This window comes from Bradyrhizobium sp. GW821-FHT13H05 (assembly GCF_058804065.1).
Genome location: NZ_JBXAPO010000002.1, coordinates 337,289 through 356,809, shown reverse-complemented (window position 1 = coordinate 356,809; position 19,521 = coordinate 337,289). Strand labels below are relative to the sequence as shown.

Sequence of the window (19,521 nt, the reverse complement as noted above, 5' to 3'; positions counted from 1 at the left end):
CTTTTTTCTTGTCCCGTGCTAAACTTGCGCGGCGCGCTGTTGGCGCCGGGACAAGGAAAGCATGATGAGGCGGCGCGATTTCCTGAGCGGGCTCGGCTCTGTTTCGCTGTTGGGGCCGTACTCTGCCGCGGCCCAGAGCGGCAGGATCTACCGTCTGGGTACGCTGACGCCGATCGCGCCGGTTACGGAGGCGAGCCGGGGCGGCAAGATCCTGATCAAGGTGCTCGGTGAGCATGGGTTCAAGCTTGGCCAGAACCTGACCTTTGAAGCGCGGGGCGCGCTTGGCGATGTCACGTTGCTCCCCGCGTTGATCGCGGAGCTGAAGGCCAAGAACGTCGATGCCATCGTGATCATCGGCTACCCGACGGCAATGGCCGCCAAGGCGGCCGGCATTGCCACCGTTGCGGCCAGCGGCGTCGGTGATCCCGTCGAAACCAGGCTGATCGAGAGCCTGGCGCATCCAGGCGGCAAGATCACGGGGATTTCCGATGTCGCGGCGACACTCAGCGCCAAGCGGCTGTCGCTGCTCAAGGAGATATCGCCGAAACTGGCCAAGGTCGCCATGCTCTGGAACAAGGACGACCTCGGCATGACCATGCGCTATCAGGCGTCCGCGAAGGCTGCCCAGGCGCTTGGGCTGACCGTGCAGGCGTTAGGCGTCCGCGAACCCGACGATTTCGACGAAGCCTTTTCGGCGATGAATGACGACTTGCCCGACGGCATCCTGATGGTGGCGGACGCGCTCACCATCCTCAACCGCGAGCGCGTGTTCGAGTTCGCGGCCGTCCGAAAGTTGCCGGCGATCTACGAATTCGACGAGTTCGCGCGCGACGGCGGCTTGATGTCCTACGGAGCGGACTCGTCGGAATCCTTCGAGCGGGCGGCCGCGCTGGTCGCTCGCATCTTCAATGGGGCAAATCCCGGTGATCTGCCGTTCGAGCTGCCCACCCGTTATCCCCTGGTTCTCAATCTCAAGACGGCGAAGGCGACCGGACTTGAAATTCCGCCCACATTGCTTGCGCTGGCGGACGAGGTGATCGAGTAGCCTCGTGCGTGCTGGGGCAAGAGACAAGGTCCGGTCTTCTTGCTAGGTTCCCGGAAATGAGCCTGTCCCTCCATCCCTCCACCCCGCAAGCCAGGACGTTGCCGAGCGCGGCCCCCGAGGGGGCCTTGTCGGGCGAAGCGGCGGGGCGTCGGATCAGGACGCGGCTGTTTGCCAAATATGTCGCGCTGTTCGTGGCGGTCGTCGCCGTCGCGCTGCTGGCCAACGGCCTGTTCGAGGTCCTGTTCTATTATCGCGAGCACAAGGCCTCGCTGATCCGGGTCCAGCATGAGCAGGCCGAGGCTGCCGCGGCGAAGATCGGCCAGTTCATCAAGGAGATCGAAAGCCAGCTCGGCTGGACCACGCAGCTGCCGTGGACGGCGGGCTCGATCGAGCAGCGCAGGTTCGACGCGCTGCGGCTGCTGCGTCAGGTGCCTGCGATCACCGAGCTCGCCCAGGTGGATTCCACGGGCAAGGAACGGCTGCGGGTCTCGCGGCTGGCCATGGACGCGATCGACAGCGGGATCGACCTGTCGGCCGATCCGAAGTTCACCGAGGCGGTCGCGCACAAGGTCTATTACGGGCCGGTCTATTTCCGCCGGGAGTCCGAGCCCTACATGACGCTGGCGCTGGCCGGCGCGCGCAAGGATGCGGGCGTCAGCATCGCCGAGGTCAATCTCAAGCTGATCTGGGACGTGGTGTCCCAGATCAAGGTCGGCAAGCACGGACACGCCTATGTGGTTGGCCCGGAGGGGCGCCTGATCGCGCATCCCGATATCAGCCTGGTCCTGCGCAACACCGACATGTCCGGCCTCGCGCAGGTGCACGCCGCGCAGGCCGGAGGCGGCACCATGTCCGACGCGCTTCCCGAAGCGCGTAACATCCAGGGACAAAAGGTGCTGACCGCCTCGGCCCCGATCGAGCCGCTGCACTGGACGATGTTCGTCGAGCTGCCGGTCGAGGAGGCCTATGCCGCGCTCTATGCCTCGCTGCAGCGGCTGGCGATCGTGCTGCTTGCGGCGTCGATCTTCGCGGTTCTCGCGGGGGTATTTCTCGCGCGCCGCATGGTGGGGCCGATCCAGGCACTGCGCAGCGGTGCCGAGCGGATCGGGGGCGGCGATTTCTCGCAGCGCATCTCGATCCGGACCGGCGACGAACTCGAAGGGCTCGCCGACCAGTTCAACGACATGGGCGCGCGCTTGCAGGAATCCTATGCGGATCTCGAAAACAAGGTCGAGCAGCGGACGGCGGAACTCCGGCAATCGCTGAACGATCTGCGTACCGCCCAGGATCGCCTGATCCAGACCGAGAAGCTCGCCTCCCTCGGCCAGCTCACGGCGGGGATCGCCCACGAGATCAAGAACCCGCTCAATTTCATCAACAATTTCTCGGCGGTCTCGACCGAGCTGATCGACGAGCTCAACGAGACCCTGCAGTCGGCCTCGCTCGACGGCAAGACGAAGGAGGACGTCGACGAGCTGACCGGAATGCTCAAGGGCAATCTCGAAAAGGTGGTGCAGCACGGCAAGCGCGCCGACTCCATCGTCAGGAACATGCTGCTGCATTCGCGCGCGGGTTCCGGCGAGCATCGTCCCAGCGATATCAATGCCGTCGTCGAGGAGAGCCTCAATCTCGCCTATCATGGCGCGCGCGCCGAGCGGCCTGCCTTCAACGTCACGCTCCAGCGCGCGTTCGACCCCGCCGCCGGCATGGTCGACATCTATCCGCAGGAGATCACGCGTGTCTTCCTCAACCTGGTCTCGAACGGCTTCTATGCTGCGGCCAAGCGCAAGGAGAGCGCTGCGGGAGGCTTCGAGCCCACCTTGAGCGCTGTCACCAAAAACCTGGGCGACAAGGTCGAGATCCGGATTCGCGATAACGGCACCGGGATTCCGCCTGAGGTGAAGGCGAAATTGTTCAATCCGTTCTTCACCACCAAGCCGGCCGGTGAGGGCACCGGGCTCGGCCTGTCCATGAGCCATGATATCGTCGTGAAACAGCACGGCGGCACGATCGACGTGACGAGCGAGCCCGGCGTATTCACCGAATTCATCATTACGCTGCCGCGCAAGATGGCAGTGGGCGACACTCCCGGAGGCAAGAGTTGAACGTTTACATCCTGGTCGTCGATGACGAGCCCGACGTCGAGCCGCTGTTCCGGCAGCACTTCCGGCGCGACCTGCGTGCCGGCCGCTTCCAGATGGAGTTTGCTCCTTCTGCGGCCGACGCGCTGAGGCGTGCCGCCGAGGTTCGCGATCCCTCGCTGATCCTGATTCTGTCCGACATCAACATGCCCGGCATGAGCGGGCTCGACATGCTGCCGAAAGTGCGCGCCGACTATCCCCACGTTCCCGTCATCATGATCACCGCCTATGGCGACGCCGAGACGCGCAGAAAGGCGATCGAGCGCGGCGCCAACGGGCTCCTGACCAAGCCGATCGACTTTGCGCTGCTGCGCCAGGAAATCGACACGAGGCTCGAGCAAGCCGCATGAGCGCGACCATCCTCTTCGTCGACGACGAGCCGGATCTCGAGGCGCTGATCCTGCAAAAATTCCGCAGGCAGATCCGCGATGGGCTGCTTACTCTCGTCTTCGCCCGCGACGGCCTCGAGGCGCTGCAGTCGCTCGAGCAGAATCCCGATGTCGACATGGTGGTTTCCGACATCAACATGCCGCGCATGGACGGGCTGTCGCTGCTGGCGAAGCTCCAGGAAGCAGAGGACAAGAAGTCGACCATCATCGTCTCGGCCTATGGCGACATGAGCAACATCCGCACCGCCATGAACCGTGGCGCGTTCGACTTCCTGACCAAGCCGATCGACTTCGCCGACCTGGAAGCCACGATCCAGAAGACCATGCGTCACATCGAGATGCTGCGCGAGGTGCGACGGCGCCAAGCCGAGGCGGAGCGAGCCCATGCCGCGCTGTCGCGCCACTTCTCGCCGGAGCTCGCCAGGCGCCTGGCCGCAGGCGGCGAGGATGAAGGAATCCAGGTGCAGTGGCGCGATGTCGCGACCATCTTCACCGACATCACCGGATTCACCTCGCTGGTCGAGACCGCACCGCCCGAGACACTGGGCGAACTCCTCAACGAATATGTCGGCGGGATGACCGAGATCGTCTTCGCGCATGAGGGGACGGTGGCAAAGATCATCGGCGACGCGATCCAGGTGCTCTTCAACGCGCCCGGCGATCAGCCCGATTATGCGACGCGTGCGGTCGCCTGCGCCCATGATCTCGATGCCTGGGCGCAGGATTTCTGCACGCGCCAGAAGGCCAAGGGGGTGAACTTCGGCACCACCCGCATCGGCATTCACGCCGGGCCCGCGCTGGTCGGCAATTTCGGCGGCAACCGATTCTTCGACTACACCGCCTATGGCGATTCCATCAATATCGCGGCGCGGCTGGAGGCCGCCAACAAGCATCTGGGGACGCGTGTCTGTGTCAGCGCCAGCGTCGCCAAGGCGGCGGAGAATTTCCAGGGCCGTCCCGTGGGTGACCTGATGCTGCGCGGGCGCAGCGAACCACTGCGCGCGTTCGAGCCACTGCGGCAGGCGCGGTTCGAAGCGCCGGTGACAGCGCAATATTGCGAAGCGTTCGCCAAGATGGAGGCCGGCGACGTCGCCGCCATGCCGGCCTTCGCCGCGCTGGTCGGTGTGCATGCCGACGACCCGCTGGCCGGATTTCACCTGAAGCGCCTGCTCAACGGTGCCAAGGGCAGTCGCATGCAACTGGACTAGGAGTTCGTCATGGTCAGTGAGTTCTCTGTCGGCAACTACCGCTTCATCCCGTCCGTCTTTCAGTATTCGGCAGGCGCCGTTGCGGATGACGGTTATGAGATCGAGCGCGTCCGCTTCGACCGGCTGGTGCCGCTGGCCGAGGGATTTGCGCTGGCGGCAAAATTCATCCAGGAGGCGGGGCGGCCGCTGACGGCGTTTTGCGCCTGCGAGCTGCGTTCACCGGCGGCCTTCAGCGAAGAAGGCTTTCGCGCGTTCAACCTGCATTATGTGAAGACGCTGTCGGAATGGGGCATCTTCGACGGAAGTACCAATCCGGTGGCGCGCAGCAATGTCTGCCCGGAGATCGACCCGCCATCCGAACCGTCATTCCACGCGTTCTCCTTTACGCGCCCGACGCGGTCGAAGGCGCCGAGCTTCGTGATCGCCGGCGGTGCCGAGGCGCGCGAGGGCAGCGCCAGCTATGTTGAGCGTATCGTGCGTTACCGCGACCTTAGCCCGGATGGTTTGCAGGAGAAGGTACGCGTCACGACGTCTCACATGGAAAAGCGGATGGAGACGTTCGGCTTCGGCTGGAGAGACACGACAGCCGTGCAGGCCTATTCGATCCGCGACTTCCACCATGCGCTGGTCGACGAATTGGTCCGCCGTGGCGCTCTGCGCTCGGGTCTGACCTGGCATTTTGCCCGCCCGCCGGTGGTTGATCTCGAATACGAGATGGATTGCCGCCGCGTGCTGCGGGAGGTGGTGATCTAGCGCTGGCGCGGGTCGAGCGCGTCGCGCAGGCCGTCGCCGAGCAGGTTCAGCGACAGCACCACGAGGAAGATCGCTAAGCCCGGCCAGATCGCCATCCACGGCGCCTGGGTCAGGAAACGCTGCGCCGCATTGAGCATGCTGCCCCAGGACGGTGCCGGCGGTTGCTGACCGAGGCCAAGGAACGACAGCGCGGCTTCGGCGATGATGGCCGCCGCAATGGACAGCGTCGCCTGCACCAGCAGCGCCGGCAGGATGTTCGGCAGGATGTGCGAGAACGCGATCCGCCAGCCGGGGTTGCCGAGGGCGCGTGCGGCTTCGACATAGTCCTCGGCCTTGACGCTCAGCACCTGGCCGCGGGTCAGGCGGATGAAGATCGGGGTTGCCGAGATTCCAATCGCGATCATGGCGTTGCCGAGACTCGGACCGAGAAACGCGGCCAGCGCGATCGCCAGGATCAGGAACGGGCAGGCCAACATCGCATCCGTGATCCGGCTGATCAGCGCATCGACAAATCCACCGCGATAGCCCGCAAGCAGGCCGAGCGGCACGCCGACGCCGAGCGCGATCGCGACCGAGATGAGGCCGGCGAGCAGCGAGGCGCGCGCGCCATAGACGACGCGGCTGAGGATGTCGCGGCCAAGCTCGTCGGTGCCGAACCAGTGTGCTGCGGTTGGCGGCTTGCGCACCAGGCTCCAGCTCGTCGCGATGGGATCGTAGGGCACGACGAGCGGCGCGAGGACCGCAAGAGCGATCAATATCGTGAGCACGACGAGCCCGAACACCGCCGCCTTGCGCTTGAACAGCCGCCGCCGTGCGCGGCGGGCCGGGCTGTCCAGCTCATAGGCTTGCGCGGTGGAGGGGGCGGCAGGCAGCGCGGTGTCGGTCATGGCGTTAGTCCCGCAGCCGCGGATTGACGAGGATATAGGCGACGTCGGCAACCAGGTTCAGCGTGATGTAGACCGTGGCCGTCACCAGCACCACGCCTTGCACGACCGCGTAGTCGCGGTTGAAGACGGCGTCCACGATCAGCTTGCCGAAGCCGGGAATGGAGAAGATCTGCTCGGTCAGCACCGCGCCCGACAGCAGGGTGCCGAGCTCGAGCGCGCCGAGTGTGATGATCGGCGTCAGCGCGTTGCGCATCGCGTGCTTGAGGATGACGGAGCGCTCGGAGAGGCCCTTCGCGCGCGCCGTGCGGACGTAGTCGCTTTCCAGCACCTGGAGCATGGCGCTGCGGGTATGCCGCATCAGGATCGCGGAGATCGCGTTGCCGAGCACGAAGGCGGGCATGATGGTGGCGGCCAGGCTGGCGCGCCAGTTCTCGGTGAGCGGCACGTAGCCCGAGGCGGGCAGCCAGCCCAAATGAATCGAGAACAGGAAGATCATGAGGATTCCGAGCCAGAAATTCGGCGTCGAGATGCCCCAGAGCGCAAACAGATTGGCGCCATAGTCCCAGGCCGTGCCCTTCTTCACCGCGGAGACGATGCCGGCGGGAATGCCGATGCAGAACGCGATCAGGATCGCCATGGACCCCAGCTGGAGCGTCACCGGCAGTTTCTGTGCGATCAGCTCGCGCACCGGCATCTTGTTGCGCAGCGACTCGCCGAAATTGCCGGTGAGGACTCCCTTGAGCCAGTAGACATATTGCACGGGGATCGGCTGATCGAGCTTGTACTGCTGCCGGATCTGCTCGATGACGGCGGGATCCCGTTCTTCGCCGGCCATCACCAGCGCGGGATCTCCCGGCAGCAACTGCTGGAGCGAGAAGATCAGCACCGACACGAAGAACAGTGTCGGCACGATCTGCGCGATCCGGTGAGCGAGGAAGTTCAGCATTTTGCTACGCGCGTCCCGGGCGTTGACGCGATCACTTGAACTTCAATCCGACTACGCGGACGAGGCCATCGGGCATCTGCTTGTAGCCCTGGAGCTTGGTCGTGTGCGCAATCAGCAGCGTGCGGTGATAGATGTAGATGATCGGCAGGTCGGTGAGCAGGATATTGGTCAGCTTTTCGTAGATTGCCTTGCGCTCAGCGAAGCCCGAGATCGTCCGGGCTTCTTCCATCAGCTTGTCGGCTTCCGGGTTCGCGTAGCCGCCATCGTTCTGCGGTGCCTTGCTGCGCATGAAGATGTAGGAGTTACCGTCGGGATCGATGCGGCCGCTCCAGTTGATCTGGAAAACCTGGAACTCGCCGGCCTGGGACTGCTTGAAGGTCGTCGCAAATTCAACAGCGCGGATCTTGATGTCGAAGCCGGCTTCTGCGGCCATGGACTGCACGACCTGGGCGACGGCCTCGTACTCGGTGCCCTTGGGCACCATGTAGTCGACGGTGACGGGCAGGCTGACGCCCGCTTCCTTCAACAGCGCCTTGGCCTTGGCGATGTCGCGGCCCTGGATGGGGAACGACTTCTGGTAATAGGGATGCGTCGGGCTGACCCATTGATTACCGGGGGTGAACTCGCCGTTGAAGACGACCTGGTTGATGGCCTCGCGATCGATGGACAGATCGAGTGCCTTGCGCACCTTCGCCGATTGGCTGAGCGGCCCCTTGGCCTTGTCGTTGCCGATATTGATGGTCAGGCCCTGATAGCCGAGCTCCGCCGCAGTCGACAACACGAGGCGTGGGTCGGAGCGCACATCCTTGATGTCGGTGGCGAGCACGCGCTCGATCAGATCAAGCGCGCCGGACTTGAGGTTCGCAAGCCGTACCGTCGCATCGACGATCGGCAGGAACACGACGCGGTCGATATGGATATTGTCCTTGTTCCAGTAGTCGGCGAACTTCTCGAACACCATGCGGTCCTGCTGGACGCGCTCGACGAATTTGTAAGGGCCGGCGCAGACCGGATGCAGGCCAAACTTGTCGCCGGCTTCCTTCGCTGCCTTGGGCGACACCATCATGCCGGAGCGGTCTGTGAGCTGGGCGATCAGCGGCGAGTAGGGCGTCTTCAGCACCAGCTTGATGGTCAGGGGATCGACGACCTCGACATGGTCGACGCTGGCGAGCTCGGATTTGCGGAACGAGGTCGGCAGCGTCATGTGACGCTCGATCGAGAATTTTGCGGCTTCCGCGTCCAGCGGCTCGCCGTCGTGGAATTTGACGCCCGGCCGGAGCTTGATCGTCATCTCCTTGCCGTCGGCCGAGGTCTCGTGGGACAGCGCGAGCTGCGGCACGATGTTGAGCTTCTCGTCGATGTCGAACAGCTTGTCGCAGAAGGCGGAGAAGACGATGCGGCCGACATAGGTGCGGCCGATGCTGGGGTCGAGGATATCAGGATCCTCGGCGATGCCGATGCGCAGTGTGGTCTGAGCCTGGGCTGCGCCCATGAGCGACGTCAGCAGGGCCGACGCCAAAAGTGTCAAACGCATGAAACTCATCGCTCTCAACCTCTGTTTTGCGAGCTAGACCGGGTCCGTCCCCAATGAACTAACCCCGCCGCCGCGGACTGCTTCCGGGCCGCCGCTGAAGGCGGCGACCAATTTTTCAAGGACCGGCGAAAAGCCGCCGTCGGTGGGGACGATCGCCGCGGAGGACGGCAGTTCCGACGTTCGGTGACAAGCCGTTGCATGTCCGATGCCATCTGCCACCAGCTGTGGCATTTCGCTGCGGCAGCGGTCGATGACGTAGGGGCACCGGGTGTGGAAACGGCATCCGGGCGGTGGGTTCAGCGCGCTGGGGATCTCTCCCTGAAGCACAATCCGGCTGCGTTTTGCCCGCGGTTTAGGCACGGGGATCGCGGACAACAGAGCGCGGCTATAGGGGTGGCGGGGCGCTGCGAACAGTGCATCCGCTTCCGCCGTCTCGACGATCTGGCCGAGATTCATCACGGCGACATGGTCGGCGATGTGCTTGACCACGGCGAGGTCGTGCGAGACGAAGATATAGGCCAGCCCAAGCCGGTCCTGGAGCTCGCGCAGCAGGTTGAGGATCTGCGAGCGGATCGAGACGTCGAGCGCCGAGACCGGCTCGTCGCAGATGATCAGTTTGGGTTCAACCGCGAGCGCGCGGGCGATGGCGATGCGCTGGCGCTGGCCGCCGGAGAATTCGTGCGGATAGCGCCGCTCGAGCCGCGGCTCAAGCCCGACCAGCCGCAGGATTTCCGCGACGCGCTCGCGCCGCTGCGCTGGCGGCACGAGGTCGTGCAGCGCCAGTGGCTCGGTCAGGATCTGGCCGACCGTCATGCGCGGATTGAGTGAGGCGTAAGGGTCCTGGAAGATGATCTGCGCTTCGCGGCGAAAGGCGCGCAGCGCGCTAGCGTCAAGTGCGAGGAGATCGCGGCCCTCGAAACGGATTGCGCCGGCATCCGGCTCGATCAGCCGCAGCACCAGGCGGCTGACGGTGGACTTGCCGCAACCGGATTCGCCGACGAGCGCAAGTGTCTTGCCGGCGTCGAGCGAGAAGGACACGCCATCGACCGCTTTGACATGCGCCAGCGCCCGGCCGAACAGCGAGCGCTCGGCGACGAAATGCTTGACCAGGCCTTCGACCTCGAGCAGCGCCATCACGACACCAGCAGTTCGAGCGGCGCGCGGATGCAGCGCGAGAGGTGGCCGGGGCTGACTTCGACCAGCGGCGGCGGCGCCTTGATGCAGGCGTCCAGCACGAACGGGCAGCGCGCGCTGAAGCGGCAGCCGGCGGGCGGCTGGGCCATGTTCGGCACCATGCCCTCGATGGTCGCGAGCTGCTCGGCGCGATGGTCGAGGCGCGGGATCGAGCCGAGCAGGCCGACCGTATAGGGATGCTGCGGGGTAGCGAACAATTCGTCGACCGGCGCGCGCTCGACGATCTCGCCGGCATACATCACAGCGACCTCGTCGCAGACCTCGGCGACCACGCCGAGATCGTGGGTGATCAGGATGATGGCGGCGCCGCTCGCGGCCTTCAGCTCGCGCATCAGCTCGAGGATCTGCGCCTGCAGGGTGACGTCGAGCGCTGTGGTCGGCTCGTCTGCGATCAGCAGGCGCGGATCGCAGGCGAGCGCCATCGCGATCATCACGCGCTGGCGCATGCCGCCGGAGAGCTTGTGCGGATATTCGTCGATCCGTCGCTCGGGCGAGGGTATGTGGACGCGGCGCAACAGCTCGATCGCCCGCTCGCGCGCGCTCTTCCGCGAGCCGCCACGATGACGCAGGATCGTTTCGGTGATCTGGTCGCCGATGGTGAAGCTCGGGTTGAGCGAGGTCATCGGCTCCTGGAAGATCATTGCGAGCCGATTGCCGCGGAGGTCGCGCAGCGTCTGGTCCGAGGTCTTCAAGAGATCAAAGCCGTCGAAGCGGATCGTTCCGGATATCTCTGCGCTCTGCTTCGGCAGCAGGCCCATGATCGCCAGCGACGTCACGCTCTTGCCGCAGCCGGATTCGCCGACGAGGCCGAGCGTTGCGCCGTTGGCGACGCTGAGATCGACGCTGTCGACCGCATGGGTCACGCGGCCGTCATCGCCGTGGAAGCGGATGCGCAGATCCTTGATCTCGATGAGAGGGCTTGCGCTCATGCTTGTTTCGCCTGAGCAGCTTTGATGGTGGCCTCGATGACGCTGCGATCGGTGTTGCCGGCCGGGTTCTGCCGTGTCGGCATGGAGGGGCGGAAATGCACCCAGAGTTCCTGGCTGACGCGCTCAAGCCGTTCGAGCTCACCAAGCGGATCTGGATGATCGTCGGCGCGAATGTCCAGCGCCGGCCATTCCTCCTCGCCGTGGATCAGGAGCGCCGCGGATTGTTTGCCACGCTTGTCGCCGCCTGCGGCTTCGCCCGCGCGCATGGCGGCGAGCAGGCGGCGCGGAAAGGGCAGGGTGTCGTTGGCGATGTAGGTCTTTGCGGTCTCGTCGAGCACGTCGGCGCCGGCCAGCATGTTGCCGGCGATGGAGAAGCCGCTGCCCGCGATGTGACCACACCAGTCGACGCAATCGCGCCCGGTATGCGCAGCAATCTCGCCGCTCGCATCCATGATGTGGATCTGGCGGCTTTCGCGCCCGTCGTCGCTCGCGAGCAAGGTGGCGAGAACGTCATGAACGTTCAGGCCCTCACGCAAGAGCCTGACGCCGTCGATGCCGTAATAGGGATTGACGAAGGCCTGCGTCGCGATCGCGCCGAGGCCGGCCGCGATGTAGGGCACGCGTGCGCCGACGGCGAAGAAGCGGGTCGCTACCGCAATGCCGAACTGGCCGGTGGCAGGGTCTCGCGCGATGATCGACCAGGTCATGTGCTGCCTTCATCGTCCCGCGGCGTAGCCCTGCATGCCGCGGGGATTGGCGGCGGCGCGGCGGCGCACCCCGACGCGCGAGGCCGCGGTAAGGCGGCCCTCCGACCAGTCGGGCCCGACCTCGACGATATGCCCGCGCTCACGAAGATTCTCGATCGTCGCCTTGGGCACGCGGTTCTCGACCACGAGCACGCCGGGGCGCGCGGTGCGCGGCCAGAACGAGATCGGGAAATGCTCGGAGTGCCAGGCCGGGGCGTCGATCGATTCCTGGAGATTGAGGTTGCAATGGACATGGCGCAGGAAGAACTGCGTGATCCACTGGTCCTGCTGGTCGCCGCCGGGCGACCCCCAGGCGAGATACGGCTCGCCGTCGCGCAGCGCCATGGTCGGCGACAACGTGGTGCGCGGCCGCTTGCCGGGCGCGAGCGAACCGGGTTGGTTTTCCTCCAGATCGAACATTTGTGCGCGGCTGCCGAGGCAGAAACCCAGCTCGGGAATGACAGGCGATGATTGCAGCCAGCCTCCCGACGGCGTCGAGGACACCATGTTGCCAGCCTTGTCGATGATGTCGAAATGCACGGTGTCGCCGCGCACCTCGCCGAAGCGCCCCACGGTCGGTTCACCGGCGCCGAGCGCGCCAACGGCCTCGCGTTGGCCTTCAGCGCGGCGCAGCTTGACCACGCCGCCAAAGCCCTCGATCGCGCCGGGCCGGAGATCGAGCGAAGCCCTGTCGGTGACGAGCTTGCGGCGCTCGTCATTATAGGCGTCCGACAGCAGTGTCGCGACCGGGATCTCGCTGAACTTGGGATCGCCGTAGAATTTCTCGCGGTCCGCGAAAGCAAGTTTTGCGCATTCGATCTGGAGATGGATGAATTCCGGCCCGGTTGGATCGAGCCCGTCGAGTGCAAAGCCCTTGAGCAGTGCGAGCTGTTGCAGCGTCACCGGGCCCTGGCTCCATACGCCGGCCTTGCAGACGGTGTAGCGGCCGTAATCGTAGGTGAGCGGCGCCTCGACCGTCGGCTGCCAGCGCGCCATGTCGTCGGCCGCGAGCACGCCGCGATGCGGCGAGCCGCTGACGTCCATCACTTCCTGAGTCCGGCAGAACTTGTCGATGGCCTCCGCGACAAAGCCTTGCGACCAGGCTTTTCGCGCGCGCTCGATCTCGGCATCACGGCCGCCACCGCCGCTTTCGGCTTCGCTGAGAATGCGGGAGTAGGTCTCAGCCAGTGTCTTGTTGGTGAAGAGCGTGCCGGGCTTCGGCACTTCGCCGTTCGGCAGATAGACCGCGGCCGAGGTCGGCCAGTGCTTGCGGAACAATTGCTCGACGGTCTGGATCGTGGCGCAGGCGCGCTCGACCAGCGGGTAGCCGTCACGGGCGTAGGAGATCGCGGGCTCCAGCACGTCGCGCACGCGCATCGTGCCGTAGTCGCGCAGCAGCATCATCCAGGATTCGAAGGTGCCGGGAACGCAGGCGGCGAGCAGACCGGTGCCGGGCACCATGTCGAGGCCTTCGCTCTTGTAATGCGCGATGGTGGCGCGCGCCGGCGCCGGACCCTGGCCGCAGATTACTTCGGTGCGGCCGCGCTTCACATCATGCACGATCACAGGCACGTCCCCGCCGGGGCCGTTCAGATGCGGCTCGACCACCTGGAGCGTAAAGGCGGTGGCGACGCCGGCATCGAAGGCGTTGCCGCCTTTTTCGAGGATAGCCATGCCGACGGCGGTCGCGATCCAGTGTGTGGTGGCGACGACCCCGAAGGTGCCCTCGATCTCGGGGCGCGTCGTGAAGGGATCGGGATTGACGTTGCTGGCCATGGGTTACCTCAGTTGCGGCGCGCGCAATTGATCACAGGCAATGCCGTGCCGCCAATGCACAGGCTGCATGGCACGCGCGCGTCACGCCGGGACCGGCGCGGTGTTAACGGCGTGGCAGGCGACGCCGTCGATCAGTTCAGGCGCTTCCTTGCGGCAAAGATCGAACGCCAGCGGGCAGCGCGGATTGAAGGCGCAGCCGGGGGGCGGATTGATCGGGTTCGGGATCTCGCCCTTGACCGGAATGCGCTGGCGGCCGCTCATGGCGAGATCGGGCACGGCGCCGAGCAGCATCTTGGTGTAGGGCATGCGCGGGCGGGCGAACAATTCCTTGCCTTCAGCGATCTCGACGATACGGCCGAGATACATCACGCCGACGCGGCTCGCCATGTGGCGGACCACGGCGAGGTTGTGACTGATGAACATGTAGGTCAGACCGAACTTGTCCTGGAGGTCGCGCATCAGGTTGAGGATCTGCGCCTGCACGGAGACGTCGAGCGCCGAGGTCGGCTCGTCGCAAACGATGAACTCTGCGTCGGAGGCGAGAGCGCGCGCGATTGCGATGCGCTGGCGCTGGCCGCCGGAGAATTCATGCGGGAATTTCAGGCGGTCGTCGGGGTGCAGGCCGACGAGGCTGAGGAGTTCGCCGACGCGGGCCTGGATGTCGCGCTCGCCCTGGATCAGGTCGAAGGCGCGGATCGGCTCGGAGATGATGGCATCGACGCGGAAGCGCGGATTCAGGCTTGCATAGGGGTCCTGAAAGATCATCTGGATGCGGCGGCGGAGCTTTCGCCGCGCCATCGCGTGCCGCGGATCGGCCATCGGGATGCCGTCGATCAGGACGTCGCCGGAGCTTGGCGGCAGAAGGCCAACCACCATTCGCGCCACCGTGGTCTTGCCCGAGCCGGACTCGCCGACCAGCGCAAAGGTCTCGCCCTTCCTGATGTCAAAGGTAACGCCGTCGACAGCCTTGAGATATTCGAGCTGCCCGCCTTCGAGCACACGGTTGAGCCAGGGCTTCGAGACGTCGAAGACACGGCGCAGATTGGTGGCCTGGACGAAGGGCGTGCTCATGCCGCGCTCTCCGCCGGCACGTTGTCGTAGAGATGACAGGCGACCGACTGCGTGCCGCGCGGCAGCGGCTCCGGCCGGTCGATTCGGCAGCGATCGAACGCGGACGCGCAGCGCGGATTGAATGAGCAGCCGCGCGGGATCGCCGATAGCCGCGGCATCGAGCCGGGAATTTGCACCAGGCGCTTGTCCTCGCCGGCAAGCGTCGGGATCGCCCCCATCAGGCCTTTGGCGTAGGGATGCAGCGGATTCCTGACGACATCCTGCACCGGGCCGATCTCGGCGACGCGGCCGGCATACATCACGGCCACGCGGTCCGAGGCCTCGGCGATCACGCCCATGTCGTGGGTCACCAGCATCACGGCCGTGCCGTGGTCGCGCCCCAGGCGCTTGATCAGCGAGATGATCTGCGCCTGTACGGAGACGTCGAGCGCGGTGGTCGGCTCGTCCGCAATGATCAGCTCCGGCTCGGCGCAGATCGCCAGCGCAATCACCACGCGCTGGCGCATGCCGCCGGAGAATTCATGGGGATAGCCGTCGATGCGCTTTTCCGGCGCGGGAATTCCGACTTCGGCGAGCAGGTCGATGGCGCGGCGGCGGGCGGCCGTCTCGGACAGATTGAGGTGGGTCCGGATCGTCTCGATGATCTGGTCGCCGACCCTGTACAACGGATTAAGCGAGGTGAGGGGATCCTGGAAGATCATGCCGATCCGTTTGCCGCGAACGCGGCGCAGCTCTTCCGGCGGCAGGTCATCGATGCGCAGGCCCGACAGGCGGATCTCGCCGCCGGAGATGCGGCCGGGCGGATCGATCAGGCCGATCACCGAGAGGCCGGTGACGGATTTGCCGGCGCCGGATTCGCCGACCACCCCTAACACCTCGCCCTTGGCGATGTCGAAGGAGACGCCGTCGATGGCGCGCAGCGTGCCGCGGCGCGAGGAGAACTCGACCTGGAGATTGCGCACGGAGAGAACAGGTTCGGTCATGAGCGAGGCATACTCATCGAAGTTTCGGGTTGAGCGCGTCGCGCAGCCAGTCGCCCAGCAGGTTGATGGACAGGATCAGCGCGGCGAGTGCGATTCCGGGGAATGCGACGATCCACCATTCGCCTGCGAACAGATATCCGTTGCCGATCCGGATCAACGTGCCGAGCGAGGGCATGGTCTCGGGCATGCCCGAGCCGAGGAAGGACAGCGTCGCCTCGGTGATGATGGCGAGCGCGAGATTGATAGTGGCGATCACGAGGATCGGCCCCGTGGTGTTGGGCAGCACGTGGCGCAGCATGATCACGGGGGCAGGCAGGCCAATCAATTGCGCAGCTGCGACATAATCCTTGTTCTTCTCGATCATGACCGAGCCGCGCACCGTGCGCGCATATTGCACCCAGAAGCTCAGGCCGATCGCGAAGACCAGGACCGCCAGCATGCTCATCTCGTCGAGCTTGTTGCCAAAGACCGATTTGGCGATGCCGTTGATCAAAAGCGCGATCAGGATCGCCGGGAAGGAAAGCTGTACGTCGGCGATGCGCATGATCAGCCCGTCGACGGCGCCGCCGAAATAGCCGGCCGTCAGCCCGAGCAGGATGCCGAGTGCGCCGGACAGGACGACGCCGAGGACGCCGACGAGCAGCGAGATGCGCAGGCCGTAGAGGATCGCGGACAGCACGTCGCGGCCCTGCTCGTCGGTGCCGAGCAGGAACGGGCTTTGACCATCGGCAGTCCAGAGCGGCGAGATGCGCGAGTTCATCAGCTGGAGCTGTGCCGGGTCGAACGGATTTTGCACCGATAGAATCGGGGCAAAGATCGCGATCAGGAAGAACAGCAGCGTGACTGCAGCCGCGATCATGGTGATCTTGGAGCGGCGGAACGAATAGAACAGATCGCTGTCCAGTGCGCGCCTGAACCAGCCGGGTGCAGCGGCGGTGCGCTTCTCGGTCGTGTGCGGAACGACGGCCTCGCTCATCTCAGTGCGCCCGGCTGACCGTCGAGCGCAGCCGCGGATCGACGATGGTGTAGAGGATATCAACCATGAGATTGATGGTGACGAAGATCAGCGACACCATCATCAGGTAGGCCGCCATGATCGGGATATCGACGTTCTGAACGGCCTGCACGAACAGGAGGCCCATGCCCGGCCACTGGAACACGGTCTCGGTGATGATTGCGAAAGCAATTACCGAGCCAAATTGTAGCCCCGCCACCGTGATCACGGGAACCATCGTATTGCGCAGCGCGTGGCCGAAATGGATCGCCCGCGTGGTGAGCCCGCGGGCGCGGGCGAAGCGGATGTAGTCGGTGCGCATGACTTCCAGCATCTCCGCACGGACGAGCCGCATGATCAGCGTCATCTGGAACAAGCCGAGTGTAATCGAAGGCATGATCAACGCTTTCAAGCCGGACAGGGTCAGAAGGCCCGTCGTCCACCAGCCGATATGCACGACGTCACCCCGCCCGAACGAGGGCAGCCAGCCGAGCGTCACCGAGAACAGGTAGATCATGAGAATGCCGATCAGGAAGGTCGGCAGCGAGATGCCGATCAGTGAGACGGCCTGGAATATATGCGAGAGCCAGCTATCACGGCGCAGCGCCGAATAGACTCCCATCAGGATGCCGGTGACCATCGCGAAGATTGTGGCGCAGATCGCGAGCTCCAGCGTCGCGGGCATCCGCTCCATCAGCAGATTGGTGACCGGTAGGCGGAACTGGTAGGACACGCCGAACTTGAACTGCGCGGCGTTGCCGATATAGCGACCGAACTGCACGATCACGGGATCGTCGAGGCCGAGCGACTTGCGGATCGCGGCGCGTTCGGCGCTCGACGTATCCATCCCGACCATCTGGTTCACAGGATCGCCAGCGAAGCGAAACATCGAGAAGGAGATGATCCCGACCGCAATCATGACGCCGACGGCCTGGATGGCTCGGCGCAGTGTGAAAGCGAGCATCTGTTCCTTTCACATCTCTTTAGGGGCGCGCATCATCGCGTTAGCCCGAAACAGCAAGTCCCGGAAGCCAGATCTTGAAAGCGATGGCTTCCGGGACTTCACAACTTGTCGACACTTACTCGTCTTGCTTGGTCGCCCAGTACAACATGACCATGTTGTCCGCACGCTGGGTCAGCTTCACCTTCTTCGACACGCCCCAGGCGAGCGCCTGCTGATGCAGCGGGACATAGGCCCAGTCCTTGATCGAGACCTCGAAAGCCTGCTTGATCAGCTGATCGCGCTTGGTCGTATCGGATTCCATCAAAACCTTGTCGGCAAGCTCGTCGAACTGCCTGTTGCAATAGCCTGCGAGATTGGCCTCACCGCGGTTGGGATCCTTGGGATCGTCCCGGCAGCCCATGATGTCGTGCAGCACGTTCTGGGAATCGAGCGTATCCGGGGTCCAGCCCAGCATGTACAGCGAAGTCTTGTAGCCGCCGGGCTTCAGCACCTTGGCGAAATACTGGGCCTTTGGTTGCGCCAGCAAGTCCACCTTGATGTTGATGCGGGCGAGCATGCCGACGATTGCCTGGCAGATGGCTGCGTCATTGACGTAACGATCGTTCGGGCAGTCCATCGTCACCTCGAAACCGTCCGCATAGCCGGCGTCGGCGAGGAGCTTCTTGGCGGCATCGGGATCGAATTTCGGACGGGTGAAGTCCTTCGACGGAAAGATCTCCGGGGCCACCATCAATGCCGACGGTGTGGCGAGGCCGCGCATCACGCGATTCTTGATCAGCTCGATGTCGATCGCGCGGTAGACGGCTTCGCGCACGCGAACATCCTTGAACGGGTTCTTGCCCTTGATGTTGGAATACAGCAGCTCATCGCGCGCCTGATCCATGCCGACGAAGAGGGTGCGGAGCTCGGGTCCCGTCAGCACGGTCGCGTTCGGGCTCGCTTTGACGCGCTCGATGTCCTGGACCGGCACCGGCTCGATCACGTCAACCTCGCCCGACAGCAGCGCGGCAACACGCGTGGCGGGGTTGGCGATCGGCGTGAAAACGATTTCCTTCAGATTATGCTCCGGCTTGCGCCACCAGTTCGGGTTGGCCTTGTAGACGGTCTTCACGCCCGGCTGATGGCTCTCGATGATGAAAGGGCCGGTGCCGTTTTCATGCAGCGAGGCGTAGCTCGGGGTCGTCGCGGCGGCGGGCGTCGGTGCCACTGCATCGTTCGCCTCTGCCCATTTCTTGTCCATGATGTACCAGGTCGCCCACAGCGCGGTCAGGATGGGATTGGGCGAGGTCAGGATGAAATCGACGGTGTAATCGTCGATCTTGACGGCCTTGGCATCGGCGGGAACGCGGCTCTGGAAATTCGAACCTTTCGCTCGCACGCGCTCGGCTGAGAACACCACGTCGTCCGCGGTGAAGGGGTCGCCATTGTGGAACTTCACGCCCTTGCGCAGGTGAAAGCGCCAGCGTGTCGGCTCCGGCGTCTCCCAGCTTTCGGCGAGCGCGGGGATGATCTTCAAATCCTTGTCGCGGGCAACCAGGCCCTCATAGACATGACCGAGATGGGCACTGGTGGTCGACTCGTTCAGCGTATAGGGGTCGAGCGATTTGAGCTCACCCTGGTTGGCGTAGCGCAGCGTCTGGCTCGACGCCGGCGTGGCCGCCAACGCAAGCATACCGGCGAGCGTCGCCGCAAACAGACTTCGTCCGACTGACATTCTTGACCCTCTCCACTCGCCCGCGCCGTCATTTTTGATTGTTCGGCGGGGCTGATCGATCCATGTTGCCCAGAGTTCTCGACCCGTGCAAGCGCCATTCCAGCAAGGAACGCGCCAAGTTGCACCGCTGTGCAGCAATGCTGGCCGGCAATTTGGGGGTGAAAGGCCAGCGGGCGATATTCGACTTTCGACAGGCAAGGCCCCAGGGAATAAACGCGGAAACGACCCCACAGGCTGCCCGGCGGAA

Annotated in this window: 17 protein-coding genes; 5 read left to right on the top strand and 12 right to left on the bottom strand. The window is 64.6% G+C overall.

Features of this window, described 5'->3' with window-relative positions:
* The first annotated feature begins 64 nt into the window (after window positions 1–64).
* From AC1RR3_RS06105 to cnbZ, 5 genes are read left to right on the top strand one after another with little or no spacing between them, the layout of a single operon-like run.
* On the top strand, window positions 65–1,045 hold the full coding sequence (locus tag AC1RR3_RS06105; RefSeq protein WP_492820394.1) for an ABC transporter substrate-binding protein: 981 nt from the start codon (window positions 65–67) through the stop codon (window positions 1,043–1,045).
* Between the two features lie 56 nt (window positions 1,046–1,101).
* Window positions 1,102–3,150, top strand: a complete 2,049-nt coding sequence (locus tag AC1RR3_RS06100; protein WP_492820392.1) for a sensor histidine kinase — start codon at window positions 1,102–1,104, stop codon at window positions 3,148–3,150.
* Window positions 3,147–3,536, top strand: coding sequence for a response regulator (locus tag AC1RR3_RS06095; protein WP_492820390.1), 390 nt, complete (start codon window positions 3,147–3,149; stop codon window positions 3,534–3,536). The genes AC1RR3_RS06100 and AC1RR3_RS06095 overlap by 4 nt, the downstream gene beginning before the upstream one ends.
* Window positions 3,533–4,783 (top strand): adenylate/guanylate cyclase domain-containing protein, encoded by a 1,251-nt coding sequence (locus AC1RR3_RS06090; protein WP_492820388.1) that lies wholly within the window; start codon window positions 3,533–3,535, stop codon window positions 4,781–4,783. The genes AC1RR3_RS06095 and AC1RR3_RS06090 overlap by 4 nt, the downstream gene beginning before the upstream one ends.
* Before the next feature lie 9 nt (window positions 4,784–4,792).
* Complete coding sequence (gene cnbZ, locus AC1RR3_RS06085; RefSeq protein ID WP_492820386.1) at window positions 4,793–5,536, top strand: 2-amino-5-chloromuconate deaminase CnbZ; 744 nt, start codon at window positions 4,793–4,795, stop codon at window positions 5,534–5,536.
* Here cnbZ and AC1RR3_RS06080 read toward each other — a convergent pair.
* The 12 genes from AC1RR3_RS06080 to AC1RR3_RS06025 all read right to left on the bottom strand — a co-directional run bounded on the left by AC1RR3_RS06080 (window position 5,533) and on the right by AC1RR3_RS06025 (window position 19,274).
* Window positions 5,533–6,423, bottom strand: a complete 891-nt coding sequence (locus AC1RR3_RS06080; protein ID WP_492820384.1) for an ABC transporter permease — start codon at window positions 6,421–6,423, stop codon at window positions 5,533–5,535. The genes cnbZ and AC1RR3_RS06080 overlap by 4 nt on opposite strands.
* 4 nt (window positions 6,424–6,427) lie before the next feature.
* Window positions 6,428–7,369, bottom strand: a complete 942-nt coding sequence (locus tag AC1RR3_RS06075) for an ABC transporter permease (protein ID WP_492820382.1) — start codon at window positions 7,367–7,369, stop codon at window positions 6,428–6,430.
* A gap of 31 nt (window positions 7,370–7,400) precedes the next feature.
* Window positions 7,401–8,912 (bottom strand): ABC transporter substrate-binding protein, encoded by a 1,512-nt coding sequence (locus AC1RR3_RS06070; protein ID WP_492820380.1) that lies wholly within the window; start codon window positions 8,910–8,912, stop codon window positions 7,401–7,403.
* Between the two features lie 24 nt (window positions 8,913–8,936).
* Window positions 8,937–10,037: an ABC transporter ATP-binding protein gene (locus tag AC1RR3_RS06065; RefSeq protein WP_492820378.1), complete on the bottom strand. Its 1,101-nt coding sequence runs from the start codon at window positions 10,035–10,037 to the stop codon at window positions 8,937–8,939.
* Window positions 10,037–11,026: an ABC transporter ATP-binding protein gene (locus AC1RR3_RS06060; RefSeq protein ID WP_492820376.1), complete on the bottom strand. Its 990-nt coding sequence runs from the start codon at window positions 11,024–11,026 to the stop codon at window positions 10,037–10,039. Before AC1RR3_RS06060 ends, AC1RR3_RS06065 begins: the two co-directional genes overlap by 1 nt.
* Window positions 11,023–11,733: a DUF1028 domain-containing protein gene (locus AC1RR3_RS06055; RefSeq protein WP_492820374.1), complete on the bottom strand. Its 711-nt coding sequence runs from the start codon at window positions 11,731–11,733 to the stop codon at window positions 11,023–11,025. The genes AC1RR3_RS06060 and AC1RR3_RS06055 overlap by 4 nt, the downstream gene beginning before the upstream one ends.
* 9 nt (window positions 11,734–11,742) lie before the next feature.
* Window positions 11,743–13,548, bottom strand: coding sequence for a gamma-glutamyltransferase family protein (locus AC1RR3_RS06050; protein WP_492820372.1), 1,806 nt, complete (start codon window positions 13,546–13,548; stop codon window positions 11,743–11,745).
* An 81-nt stretch (window positions 13,549–13,629) separates the two neighbouring features.
* Window positions 13,630–14,619 carry an ABC transporter ATP-binding protein gene (locus AC1RR3_RS06045; protein ID WP_492820370.1) on the bottom strand — a complete coding sequence of 330 codons (990 nt, stop codon included), beginning with the start codon at window positions 14,617–14,619 and terminating at the stop codon, window positions 13,630–13,632.
* Complete coding sequence (locus tag AC1RR3_RS06040; protein ID WP_492820368.1) at window positions 14,616–15,602, bottom strand: ABC transporter ATP-binding protein; 987 nt, start codon at window positions 15,600–15,602, stop codon at window positions 14,616–14,618. Before AC1RR3_RS06040 ends, AC1RR3_RS06045 begins: the two co-directional genes overlap by 4 nt.
* Before the next feature lie 13 nt (window positions 15,603–15,615).
* The gene (locus tag AC1RR3_RS06035) at window positions 15,616–16,578 is read right to left on the bottom strand and encodes an ABC transporter permease (RefSeq protein ID WP_492820366.1); all 963 of its coding nucleotides are present in this window, start codon (window positions 16,576–16,578) and stop codon (window positions 15,616–15,618) included.
* 1 nt (window position 16,579) lies between these two features.
* Window positions 16,580–17,560, bottom strand: coding sequence for an ABC transporter permease (locus AC1RR3_RS06030; RefSeq protein ID WP_492820364.1), 981 nt, complete (start codon window positions 17,558–17,560; stop codon window positions 16,580–16,582).
* Window positions 17,561–17,675: 115 nt separating this feature from the next.
* Complete coding sequence (locus tag AC1RR3_RS06025; protein WP_492820362.1) at window positions 17,676–19,274, bottom strand: ABC transporter substrate-binding protein; 1,599 nt, start codon at window positions 19,272–19,274, stop codon at window positions 17,676–17,678.
* Between the last annotated feature and the right edge of the window lie 247 nt (window positions 19,275–19,521).

Bases quoted from the DNA above. Each gene is read 5' to 3' on its own strand.
- cnbZ (WP_492820386.1), top strand. From the start codon at position 4,793: ATGGTCAGTGAGTTCTCTGTCGGCAACTACCGCTTCATCCCGTCCGTC.
- AC1RR3_RS06100 (WP_492820392.1), top strand. From the start codon at position 1,102: ATGAGCCTGTCCCTCCATCCCTCCACCCCGCAAGCCAGGACGTTGCCG.
- AC1RR3_RS06090 (WP_492820388.1), top strand. From the start codon at position 3,533: ATGAGCGCGACCATCCTCTTCGTCGACGACGAGCCGGATCTCGAGGCG.
- AC1RR3_RS06070 (WP_492820380.1), bottom strand. From the start codon at position 8,912: ATGAGTTTCATGCGTTTGACACTTTTGGCGTCGGCCCTGCTGACGTCG.
- AC1RR3_RS06055 (WP_492820374.1), bottom strand. From the start codon at position 11,733: ATGACCTGGTCGATCATCGCGCGAGACCCTGCCACCGGCCAGTTCGGC.
- AC1RR3_RS06060 (WP_492820376.1), bottom strand. From the start codon at position 11,026: ATGAGCGCAAGCCCTCTCATCGAGATCAAGGATCTGCGCATCCGCTTC.
- AC1RR3_RS06105 (WP_492820394.1), top strand. From the start codon at position 65: ATGAGGCGGCGCGATTTCCTGAGCGGGCTCGGCTCTGTTTCGCTGTTG.
- AC1RR3_RS06075 (WP_492820382.1), bottom strand. From the start codon at position 7,369: ATGCTGAACTTCCTCGCTCACCGGATCGCGCAGATCGTGCCGACACTG.
- AC1RR3_RS06030 (WP_492820364.1), bottom strand. From the start codon at position 17,560: ATGCTCGCTTTCACACTGCGCCGAGCCATCCAGGCCGTCGGCGTCATG.
- AC1RR3_RS06065 (WP_492820378.1), bottom strand. From the start codon at position 10,037: ATGGCGCTGCTCGAGGTCGAAGGCCTGGTCAAGCATTTCGTCGCCGAG.
- AC1RR3_RS06040 (WP_492820368.1), bottom strand. From the start codon at position 15,602: ATGACCGAACCTGTTCTCTCCGTGCGCAATCTCCAGGTCGAGTTCTCC.
- AC1RR3_RS06050 (WP_492820372.1), bottom strand. From the start codon at position 13,548: ATGGCCAGCAACGTCAATCCCGATCCCTTCACGACGCGCCCCGAGATC.
- AC1RR3_RS06045 (WP_492820370.1), bottom strand. From the start codon at position 14,619: ATGAGCACGCCCTTCGTCCAGGCCACCAATCTGCGCCGTGTCTTCGAC.
- AC1RR3_RS06080 (WP_492820384.1), bottom strand. From the start codon at position 6,423: ATGACCGACACCGCGCTGCCTGCCGCCCCCTCCACCGCGCAAGCCTAT.
- AC1RR3_RS06025 (WP_492820362.1), bottom strand. From the start codon at position 19,274: ATGTCAGTCGGACGAAGTCTGTTTGCGGCGACGCTCGCCGGTATGCTT.
- AC1RR3_RS06035 (WP_492820366.1), bottom strand. From the start codon at position 16,578: ATGAGCGAGGCCGTCGTTCCGCACACGACCGAGAAGCGCACCGCCGCT.